Origin of the sequence: Sphingorhabdus sp., from assembly GCF_029865925.1 — a bacterium.
In the GTDB taxonomy this organism is placed as follows: Bacteria; Pseudomonadota; Alphaproteobacteria; order Sphingomonadales; family Sphingomonadaceae; genus Sphingorhabdus_B.
This window is the reverse complement of the sequence record NZ_JARXAI010000084.1, coordinates 1-10,348: the sequence shown is the minus strand read 5'-3', so window position 1 is coordinate 10,348 and position 10,348 is coordinate 1. Positions and strand designations below refer to the sequence as shown.

The window sequence follows — 10,348 nt, the reverse complement described above, 5'->3', positions numbered from 1 at the left end:
GCGTACCGCCATGTAAACAAGAAAAAGAATCAGGAAAAATAATTGCGCTGCCCATTTTGCGGACATGACGATAGCCAGGTGAAGGACAGCCGTCCTACCGAAGACAATAGCGCGATCCGCCGTCGGCGGCAGTGCGAGGGTTGCGGCGGACGTTTCACAACCTTTGAACGCATCCAATTGCGCGAGCTATTAGTGATCAAAACTGAAGGGAAGCGCGAGCCCTTCGATCGAGAAAAATTAGAACGTTCGCTCTCCGTGGCATGTCGAAAGCGTCCAGTCGACAATATGCAGATTGAAAAGCTTGCTTCGGCGATCCAGCGGCAGCTTGAAACCTTGGGTGAAAGTGAAATTGAATCCAAGCAGATTGGCGAATTCGTGATGGATGGGCTCAAGGCACTGGACAGCGTCGCCTACATTCGTTTCGCGTCAGTCTACAAAGATTTTAGCGAGGCTAAGGATTTTGAAGATTTCGCCGGGAGCGTGGTTGAAGCAGCACAAAAATGAGTTTGCCGCCGGTCATTATTCTATGCCGTCCGCAGTTAGGCGAAAATATCGGCAAGGCCGCGCGCGCCATGTTGAACTTTGGCCTAACCGAGATGCGCCTCGTTGCGCCGCGCGATGGTTGGCCGAACCCTTCCGCTGGTCCCGCAGCATCGGGGGCAGACATCGTGTTGGCCAATGCCCAAGTTTACGACACGCTTGCCGATGCCACTGCCGACATTTCCCATGTTTATGCCACAACCGTGCGCAAACGCGGCGTTACAAAGCCCGTCATTACGCCTGAAACCGCGGCCCAAGAGGTTCTTGGTAACACCGGGCGAAGCGCAATATTGTTCGGGGCCGAGCGATCTGGCCTTGAAAGCGACGAGGTGAATGTTGCCCGCGCGATCATCACCGTACCGATCAATCCCGAATTTGGTTCGCTTAACTTGGCGCAAGCGGTCATCCTATGCGCCTATGAATGGTCAAAGACCCAAAGTTTATCCAGCCCGCCCAAAACGGATTTGGAACCGCCCGCATCACAATTTGAACTTGACGGTCTCATCGCGCAATTGGACGCAATGCTTGAGCCGCTGAACTATTTCACACCCATCGACCGCGCGCCAGTAACGCGCCGCACATTGCGCAATTTGCTCACGAAGCCTGCATGGAATGCGCTTGAGGTCCGGACGTTGCGCGGTGTACTGACAACCTTGAATAGGCGCCGGCCACCCGAAGCGTGAGCCTCCGCCGCTTAAACTACTCCTCGTTCAAGTGTTAGGCGGGATTAGCGTCCCATTTTTCGAGTTCATAGGCGATTGAGGCCTCGACCAAATGTTCCCATATGTCTGCAACAACTTCAGCGGATACCCCCACCTCGCATGCTGCTTTTTGAACATTTCGTAGCACCTGTTGCTTGCGCGCTTCATCCCGGACAGCCGCGCGCTCGGTCTTAATTCGCGCGGCAGCATCCATATAAGCGAAGCGAACGGCAAGAAGGTCGACCAATTGGGCATCGACGGCATCGACGCCTGCCCGGACGTCAGCCATGGTGTCGCAATTTTCAGGTTTAACGGGATAGACTGTGCTGTTCATCGCAGCGCGTTTAAGGTTCCGCGCCCGCAAAGTCGAGCCAGATGTTGACATAAGCGCCAACTGCGGCCAAAGGCGCTGCTTCGCAATCGACCCTGCATTCCGGTGAAGCAGGTGTCCGGCACATCGCAGATGTGTCGCGCGGTACCGGAAACAACGTTGTTAGCAATTGGAGACTGAATATGTCGATGCGCAAAAGCTCGAAGTACAAACTTGACCGCCGGATGGGTGAAAACATCTGGGGACGTCCAAAATCACCTGTAAACAAGCGCGAATATGGCCCAGGCCAGCATGGTCAGCGCCGCAAAGGCAAGCTCTCCGACTACGGCATCCAGCTGCGCGCCAAGCAGAAGCTCAAGGGCTATTATGGCGACGTGACTGAAAAGCAGTTCAAGCGCGCCTATCAGGAAGCCAGCAACATGAAAGGCGATACGTCGCAGAACCTTATCGGTCTGCTTGAGCGTCGTTTGGACATGGTTGTATACCGCGCCAAGTTTGCGCCAACCATTTTTGCCGCACGTCAAATCGTCAGCCATGGTCACATCCGCGTCAATGGCGTGAAGTGCAATATCGCCAGCCGTCAGGTTGCCGTTGGTGACGTCATCAGCCTTGGTGCGAAAGCCAAGGAAATGGCGTTGGTTATCGAAGCACAGGGCCTCGCAGAGCGCGACATTCCTGAATATGTTGCCGTTGACGGTAATGATAAGGTCACCTTCGCACGCGTCCCAACGCTCGACGAAGTGCCTTACCCAGTGAAGATGGAACCAAATTTGGTCGTCGAATTCTATTCGCGTTAATCTTCAAAATATATTTACGAAAAAGGCGGTCCTTGTGGCCGCCTTTTTTGTTTGAGCGCAATCGACAGGTCTGGCACAAGGAGCGCAATAATATTTCCCCTTAGGAGAATTTCATGCGCCTGCTTTCTTTGGCCCTTGTTTCCGCGCTTGCATTAACGTCTGCGTGTCAAAAAGCAGCATCGCCTGATATTGAGGTGGCGGCATTACCTCAAATCGATGTCCCTGCTTTGTCGGAGCAGACGATGAAAGACGTTACGCGCGAACTATCGCTGGATAGCTATGAAGGTCGCGCACCAGGATCCGCAGGAGAAGCAAAGACCGTCGCATATTTGATATCGAAGTTTAAGGCAGCAGGGCTTGCACCCGGTAACAACGGGAGCTGGACCCAAGACGTGCCGCTGATCGAAATTACCGCCAAGAATGTCTCAGCACTGCGCATTACCGACCGAAACGGAGAGGCCATGTCCTTTGCCTATGGCAGCGAATATGTCATCGGCAGCTATCGCGAGGCGCCCAAAACCGACATTAAGCAAAGCGACATGGTTTTCGTCGGCCATGGCATTGTCGCCCCGGAAAAGGGTTGGAACGACTATGCGGGCGTAGACGTGAAGGGCAAGACCGTCGTTGTGATGGTCAATGACCCTGACTTTGAAAATGATAGCCTAGAAGGCCCCTTTGGCGGCAAGGCCATGACCTATTATGGCCGCTGGACCTATAAATATGAAGAAGCGGCGCGTCAGGGTGCTGCTGCCGTTCTGATCATCCACGACACCGCACCTGCGGCTTATGGGTGGAACGTCGTCAACTCCAGTTGGACAGGCACACAGTTTTTGGCCCAATCCAAAGATGGCGGCAAAAGCCAAACGCAAGCCAATGGCTGGATCCAAAAATCCGTCGCCAAGGAAATATTTGCCGCAGCAGGCCAAGACCTTGAAAAGCAAATGGCTGGGGCAAAGCAAAAGGGTTTCAAAGCCGTGCCCTTAAACCTCACTGCATCGCTAAGCTTCGAAAATGACATCGCGCGAAAGGCGAGCAAAAACGTTGTTGGCGTTATGAAGGGCACGAAACGGTCGGAAGAATATGTCCTGTACACCGCGCATTGGGACCATCTGGGGCGCTGCACGGCCGCGGCAGATGGCGATGACATTTGCAACGGCGCCGTAGACAACGCAACCGGCTCCGCGGGACTTGTTGCATTGGCGGAGGGCTTTGCCAAAGCCGGAGCGCCCGAGCGGTCGGTTGTGTTCCTTGCCGTCACTGCGGAAGAAAGTGGCCTTCTTGGTTCAAAATATTACGCAGAAAATCCCGTTTTTCCGCTGTCGCAAACCGTTGGAGGCTTAAACATGGACGCGTTTTCCATGTCGGGGCCGGCAAAGAACCTAACCGTAATCGGCAAAGGCAAGTCGCAGTTGGATATCTATCTGGAGGCTGCGGCGAAATCAGAAGGCCTTACGCCGGAGATGGAGCCAACGCCGGACAAGGGCTTTTATTATCGCTCTGACCATTTCAGCTTCGCCAAGCTTGGCGTGCCAATGGTATATTTTGAAGGTGGCGATGATTTGGTGACCGGCGGAAAAGCTGCTGCCAAAGCGGCCGCCGAAGATTATGAAAAAAACCGCTACCACGCCCCTAGCGACGAGTTTGACGAAAAATGGGATTGGTCTGGCGTCATGTCAGACTTGAAGCTCTATTATCGCGTCGGAAGGATGCTAGCGATGACAGATGCGTGGCCCAATTGGAACGATGGCGACGAATTCCGCGCCGTCCGCGACAAAAGCCGCAGCGGAAAGTAACGCAATGGCATTTCGCATGCCCGCCGAATGGGCTCCGCATGAAGCCGTCTGGATTGGTTTTCCCAGCTCAGCCGACGCTTGGGGAGCGCCGCTGCAAAGGGCACAGCAGCAAATCGCTGCCTTTGCCAATGCCGTTCACGCGTCCGGACAGGGCGAACGCCTGCATGTGATTGCGGGCAGCGCCGAAGCTGCCGCGATTGCCGCTGAGCTCGTCGATAGCGGCATTCATGTTGAACAGCGCCACATCGGCGATGTGTGGCTACGCGATACTGGCTGTATCATTGTCAAGGACGGCGACCGCCGCATCGCCCGTGACTTTGGGTTCAATGGTTGGGGTGGCCGTTATGATTACCCGGGTGACAGGACCATTGGTGCAGAACTCGCAGCGTCTGCTGGATTAGAGATCCGCAAGGCCGATTGGATTTTAGAAGGTGGATCAATAGATGTGGATGGCCAAGGGCTTGCTGCAACGACGGCTGACTGCTTGCTAAACCCCAACCGCAATCCCACGCTCGACAAGGCGGCGATTGAAGCGCGGCTGCGCGACGAGCTTGGGATCGACCGCTTGCTATGGTTGGGCGATGGCCTGCGTAATGATCACACAGACGGGCATATCGATAATCTGGCTCGTTTTGTTGGGGTAAACCACATACTCATTCCGCAAGGCGCAGGGGCCAACGATCCAAATAGCGCCGCTTTCGACGATGCACATAAACGCGCCGAAGCCTTTGGGTGCCAAGTGAGCAATATGCCGTCGGTAGGGCGTTTCATGCAAGATGGGGAAGCTGTTCCTGCAAGCTACATGAATTTTTACATTGGCAACCACAATGTCGTTGTGCCAATTTATGGTGCAGAGAATGACGATGCTGCCATTACCACACTGGCGGCCTTATTTCCCGACCGAAAGGTTGTCGGCGTAATGGCGGACGCCGTTTTAACGGGCGGCGGCAGCTTTCACTGTTCAAGCCAACAAATACCAGTTTAGCGATATAGGAGAGTATATCCCATGAAAAAATCAATTGTATACGCACTCGCGGCTTTAACCTTAGCCGTGCCTGCTTTGGCCGACCACCATATGTCCAATACAGCCGAGCATGACAAAATGCATAAGGCGCATCAGGCAAGGCTTGCGCAAATACTTGCGGACCCAGATCGGGCCAATGATGCAAAGCGCGACATATATCGTCACCCTGCCGAAACACTGGAATTCTTCCGTGTACACCCAGATCATGTTGTCGGTGAATATGCACCGGGCGGCGAATGGGTGTCACGCATCCTTGGCCGCTACGTCAATGAAAATGGCAAATATACCGGCCTATATTTCGGAACAAAAACCTTTTTCAGTGACCAGCAAAAGCAAGGTCTTACCGCGGCTGTTGGCAAATTTGCGTCCGACGTTGCCGCCGTATCCGGCCGGCCAGAAGCCGATTTCAATGCCTTTTCCTTAAGTGAAATTCCCGAAGGCGTAAAAGGAACATTCGACCGCATATTGGTCATGCGCATGATGCATAACATCATGAACTGGAACATCGCCGATGCGGAAATAAAGGCCATGCGTGACCTGTTGAAGCCAGACGGGCTTATCGGCATTGAACAACACCGCGCTAAGGCAGATGCCCCCTATAGCTACACCGACGGAAGTAAAGGCTATATACGCGAAGCTGACATCGTGAAATTCATGGAGGTGAACGGCTTCGAACTCGTCGCCAAGAGCGAGATCAATGCCAACCCGAAAGACAGCGCAAACTGGCCAGATGGGGTGTGGACACTTCCACCTGCATTGCGCCTAAAGGATGTCGACCGCGCCAAATATACAGCAATTGGTGAATCCGATCGCATGACTTTGCTGTTTAAAAAGCGCAACTGATGCTTGTACTGGGAAATTGCGCCCACAATTATACTGTATATGGCGACAATCATGATTGCGGCACGTTTCGGGGTGCGGCTATAGACTCGGCATGACCAGAGATATCACCGTCGCCGCGTTGCAACTGCCCATAGCGGCAAGCGAAGCCGAAAACATTGATGCCGTCAGTGACCTTGTGTCGCAGGCGTCTGACCTGGGTGCGCAAATCATCCTGCCGCCCGAACTGTTTTCAGGGCCCTATTTCTGCAAAACGCAGGATGAAAAGCATTTTGCGCTGGCACATCCCGTCTTGGAGCATCCAGCCGTCAAAGCGATGGCAAAACTCGCTAAGCGGCTTAATGTTGCCATCCCCACAAGCTTCTTTGAACGCGATGGGGCGCATTTCTACAATAGTGTCGCGATGATTGACACCAATGGCGACATCATGGGCGTCTACCGTAAAAGCCACATCCCCGATGGCCCTGGCTATCAGGAAAAATTTTATTTTCGCCCCGGCAATACTGGGTTTAAGGTTTGGGACGTGTTCGGCACAACTATTGGCGTCGGCATATGCTGGGACCAATGGTACCCCGAATGCGCGCGCGCAATGGCCCTGATGGGCGCTGAACTGCTTTTCTACCCTACAGCCATTGGTGCCGAGCCGCAGGATGCAACCTTAGACACACGGCACATGTGGCGGCGCGCAATGGTTGGCCACGCGGTGTCAAACTGTATGCCCGTAATTGCGGCCAACAGGGTCGGCAACGAAGACGACCATGGTCAGACGGCGCAAAAATTTTACGGCACCAGCTTCATCGCCAATGAATGGGGGGATGTGGTGTGCGACCTTGATGACACCGAAACCGGCATATTAGTCTCGACCTTTGACCTAGACCAAGCCCGCGCGCATCGTGCCAGCATGGGCTTCTTCCGCGACCGCAGGCCAGCATTATACACCCGACTTGCCGAGGATATTTGATCTGTCGCATCTGTATCTCATTGGGATAGGTTCAAATCAGCCACATCCCATCATTGGCACGCCAAATCAAATCATCCCGCACGCGATTGCCGCGCTGGAGATGGACGATATCGACGTGTTTGCACATTCGGCCACTATCCAATCAAGCCCGATGGGGCCTTCATCGCGGCGCTTTGCCAACGCGGCAGCGGTGATTGCGACGCAGCTTGCTCCCCCTGCACTGCTTGCCCGCCTCCACGAAATAGAGAGCCATTTCGGGCGCGTACGGCGCGGCCAAAGCTGGCGTTCACGCGTGCTGGATCTCGATATTCTCTTATGGTCGGGCGGCATGTGGGCCGATAGCAATCCAGCGCTCTCCATCCCGCATCCCGGCCTTCGTTCGCGCGGTTTTGTCCTTACGCCTGCCGCAATGGTCGCCCCCGATTGGCGCGACCCAATGACAGGCTTAACCATTCGTCACCTGCAATCGCGATTTAACCGACCAAAGGCCCTTGACCAGTCACACCACCGCCACTAGGGGAAGCGCTCTCGTTTGAACCCTTGCAGGTTCATGTCAGGGGCCCTTAGCTCAGTCGGTAGAGCAACTGACTTTTAATCAGTAGGTCGCTGGTTCGAACCCAGCAGGGCTCACCATATATTTCGATGGTTTATTGTTGATTTGGTGGGTAGCGGCTAGCTCTAGGTAACAACCTAGGTAACAAGTTAAACTTTTCTATTCCAACAAGTCTTCTGACGGGTGAGGCCTGGCGGGCAGTTGGTCCATCAGGGTGATGTTGATAATCCCGCGTTCCTTTGGATAGGTCCAGCCGCATAAACCCCGCCAGACAATCCACGCGAGCGAGTTGCCTTCGCCTTGCCAGCTTAGTTTCTCAACGCGGTCGGGGTCGAAAGTGATAATGGCGAATCGTTTGCGTTGCATAATTCATAACTGGAACGAATGCAGAACATTGGCAAGTAGGTCCTTAGTCAGTTGTTACTCTGGCTTGGCAAAATAATGCCGGCTCGTCTCATAAAGATGATCGTAATCGGCGTTGATGTGAATGGCTGCAATTGGGCCGGAAGCGGACTATCTGCTATTATCCGTTACTGCTTCGTCTTGCCTACAGCTTCCAGGAAGATCGGGTTCGTGTAAAACCACAAATCACCCCACGCATTCTCACCGTCAGCATCGACAGGAGGTTCAAGGTCACTGGTATTGGTTCCCCGAACCCGAATATATTCATTGCCGTTTAAGTCCGAAATGTTGAACGTAATGGTTATGCTGTCGCCCCTCTGTTGCCAACTATCGGCGGTAAATCGTGCCGCAACACTAGTAGTTGGGTTGCTGTTTGCATCAAAGTTGTTCCCTCGACCGGTCACTTTCCCGCGAATGAGGTCAACACGTGCCAATCGTGGAGTATCTCCGTTGGCATTAGAAGAGCTTGGATCCGTGATCTTCAGTGCGATTTTCACAACTTGGCCTTGAGGCACCTTTAAGGTTCCACCGGTCTCGGCCAGGTTTTTATTTCCCGCCGCCTGAGCCGTAAAATCAACAGACGTAACGAGATCTCCCGTCGTAACGAAAACACGGCCCGCTCGAATGGAGGCCAGAATTGCATCATGGGTCTTAGACGCACGAACATATGTTTTAGAGTACTCACCTGGCCAGAAATCTGCGCCGCCATCGGTCCAATGTACATGGGAATCGGACGTGGCTGTTATCCACCAACGTCGTCCCTCACCCAACATTGAATCCCAAAATCCGCCAAGCTGGGCAGTCATCTGATCAAAGCCGCCCATTGTGGGGTAATTTCCATAAGCGCCTCTTGGGCGAACTTTACCAAAATAGCCGGCGTAAACTGAGGGTGCAAAACGTTCTTTCATCTGCCCAGCGGCTTGATGACCAGGGGCGCCCTCCATTCCGATGGCAACCTCTGGCGCAGTATCATTCCATCGGCGAAGCTCACGTGGGGTTGTTAGGCCATATTGGCCCAATGCATTCGCAGACCTGCTGGGATGATGCGCAATCACGATAGGCTTGGGGACTTGTGCGTCGGCAGCTTTCAATGCCTCAAGCATTTTGGACTCTTCGTTGCGGGCTGGATCCAGAGGAAACACTTCCTTGGCGTCGAAACGTAACTCAAAAGACGCCAGCCGGTCAGCCTCGTCAGGGCCAGCAGGGATTATTATACTGCTGTGGTCAGCACCAGGGGTGTTGAGTTCCATTCCAAAAAATTGAACAAGATCAGGCACAGCCTTTCGAGACTCAAGCAATTCTGGATAGCTGTGGTCGTGGGACACTTTACTATGATTGGGTCCACCGTGATCGGTCGCCACCATCCAATCAAGACCAAAGCGGCGTGCCATTACCGCATTCATCGGAATGGGATACAATGCATCTTCTCCAACAATCGGCGTGGGCGGCGTTGTTTTTGAATCCCATCCAGTGCTGAAGCGACTATGGATGTGATGATCTCCAGCTAACCAGCGGACTTCACCTTCGTCCTTGCCTGCTTTCGCGGCTTGGCTAACATTATCATGGCTAAGTGCAGGTGTAACAAGGATTACTGCTGCCAGCATAACGCCCCGCGACAGATTTTTGGTAACGCACATAACCGAACTCCTATCTACGACTATTATCGCAAACGCATACTTCTCAGCATAGCCAGATACCCGAAATAAATTACATCCCTGTTAATTTGGGGTGGAGTAGTCTGGCGAGAACGCACCACGAGTCCTATACATCCAACTCTATTTTGTGGGCGCTAGGGCTGCTAAAATTCCGCTAACCTGATCTATATTTCGGTCATCATCGGCATAGCCTGCCTGCATTGGCGATACGGCAATGCAGGTCAGGTGGAGAAAGGACTCATCTTGTAATTGATCGGCGGAAGGCTTGGCGGGATTTTGGCCGAGTAATAAGCCAGGCAGAGCAGGGATATCCATTTTGTACGTTCTCGCCATTTCCTTCATTTCGGGCGATGCGCTAGCAGCCATATTTTCGGAAAAGGTTAGGGTATAGGCGTTATAGGTGCCTATTTTGGAAGCGCAGAATTTCGTTCCCTTGGCGTCATTAGGGAAATTGACGTTCAGCGCTAAACCAGCTGGAAGCATCCGACCGCCCTTTGATGCGGTGTCCAAAGCGCGCACCAGATCTGCACTTTTTCCCGCGACTATTGTCGACTGCGCGTTCTCCAAATCGGGGCCAGCGCTGTTCTGTCCCGCACTTAAGGCAATTGCCGACAGCGCGCGCAAGGCTGCGAATTGCGCTGCGCTGATCGTGCCGCTGCTGATAGCAATAGCTCCGACATTTTGCCCTTCATTGGGGCCGGAGAGCACGAGATCGGGTGCCTGTCCCCAACGCTTCATTGCGACGAAAACC

At 53.6% G+C, this 10,348-nt stretch carries 12 protein-coding genes and 1 tRNA gene; 9 read left to right on the top strand and 4 right to left on the bottom strand.

The features are described from left to right. The first annotated feature begins 42 nt into the window (after window positions 1–42). Window positions 43–504, top strand: coding sequence for a transcriptional regulator NrdR (gene nrdR, locus QE270_RS08605; protein ID WP_300038101.1), 462 nt, complete (start codon window positions 43–45; stop codon window positions 502–504). Continuing rightward, complete coding sequence (locus QE270_RS08600) at window positions 501–1,223, top strand: RNA methyltransferase (protein WP_300038098.1); 723 nt, start codon at window positions 501–503, stop codon at window positions 1,221–1,223. The genes nrdR and QE270_RS08600 overlap by 4 nt, the downstream gene beginning before the upstream one ends. Before the next feature lie 34 nt (window positions 1,224–1,257). Here QE270_RS08600 and QE270_RS08595 read toward each other — a convergent pair whose 3' ends face one another. Next, window positions 1,258–1,575 (bottom strand): chorismate mutase, encoded by a 318-nt coding sequence (locus QE270_RS08595; protein ID WP_300038107.1) that lies wholly within the window; start codon window positions 1,573–1,575, stop codon window positions 1,258–1,260. A 179-nt stretch (window positions 1,576–1,754) separates the two neighbouring features. On the opposite strand from QE270_RS08595, the gene rpsD reads away from it, so the two are divergent. The 7 genes from rpsD (at window position 1,755) to QE270_RS08560 (ending at window position 7,620) form a co-directional block, all read left to right on the top strand. After that, on the top strand, window positions 1,755–2,369 hold the full coding sequence (gene rpsD, locus QE270_RS08590; RefSeq protein WP_300038095.1) for a 30S ribosomal protein S4: 615 nt from the start codon (window positions 1,755–1,757) through the stop codon (window positions 2,367–2,369). 113 nt (window positions 2,370–2,482) lie between these two features. Next, complete coding sequence (locus tag QE270_RS08585; protein ID WP_300038092.1) at window positions 2,483–4,162, top strand: M28 family metallopeptidase; 1,680 nt, start codon at window positions 2,483–2,485, stop codon at window positions 4,160–4,162. Window positions 4,163–4,166: 4 nt separating this feature from the next. Next, window positions 4,167–5,147, top strand: a complete 981-nt coding sequence (locus QE270_RS08580) for an agmatine deiminase family protein (RefSeq protein WP_300038104.1) — start codon at window positions 4,167–4,169, stop codon at window positions 5,145–5,147. Between the two features lie 21 nt (window positions 5,148–5,168). Then, window positions 5,169–6,029: a methyltransferase gene (locus QE270_RS08575; protein ID WP_300038089.1), complete on the top strand. Its 861-nt coding sequence runs from the start codon at window positions 5,169–5,171 to the stop codon at window positions 6,027–6,029. Between the two features lie 91 nt (window positions 6,030–6,120). Next, window positions 6,121–6,987 carry an N-carbamoylputrescine amidase gene (aguB, locus tag QE270_RS08570; RefSeq protein WP_300038086.1) on the top strand — a complete coding sequence of 289 codons (867 nt, stop codon included), beginning with the start codon at window positions 6,121–6,123 and terminating at the stop codon, window positions 6,985–6,987. Next, window positions 6,971–7,504 (top strand): 2-amino-4-hydroxy-6-hydroxymethyldihydropteridine diphosphokinase, encoded by a 534-nt coding sequence (folK, locus tag QE270_RS08565; RefSeq protein WP_300038083.1) that lies wholly within the window; start codon window positions 6,971–6,973, stop codon window positions 7,502–7,504. The genes aguB and folK overlap by 17 nt, the downstream gene beginning before the upstream one ends. Window positions 7,505–7,544: 40 nt before the next feature. Then, window positions 7,545–7,620, top strand: a tRNA-Lys gene (locus QE270_RS08560). Between the two features lie 79 nt (window positions 7,621–7,699). Here QE270_RS08560 and QE270_RS08555 read toward each other — a convergent pair. From QE270_RS08555 to QE270_RS08545, 3 genes are all read right to left on the bottom strand, one after another. Then, window positions 7,700–7,906: a hypothetical protein gene (locus QE270_RS08555; protein WP_300038080.1), complete on the bottom strand. Its 207-nt coding sequence runs from the start codon at window positions 7,904–7,906 to the stop codon at window positions 7,700–7,702. Between the two features lie 164 nt (window positions 7,907–8,070). Continuing rightward, window positions 8,071–9,579 carry a phosphoesterase gene (locus tag QE270_RS08550; RefSeq protein ID WP_300038077.1) on the bottom strand — a complete coding sequence of 503 codons (1,509 nt, stop codon included), beginning with the start codon at window positions 9,577–9,579 and terminating at the stop codon, window positions 8,071–8,073. 138 nt (window positions 9,580–9,717) lie between these two features. Further along, window positions 9,718–10,348, bottom strand: a 631-nt coding sequence (locus QE270_RS08545) for a 5'/3'-nucleotidase SurE (protein ID WP_300038074.1), incomplete at its 5' end; no start/stop codon positions are given.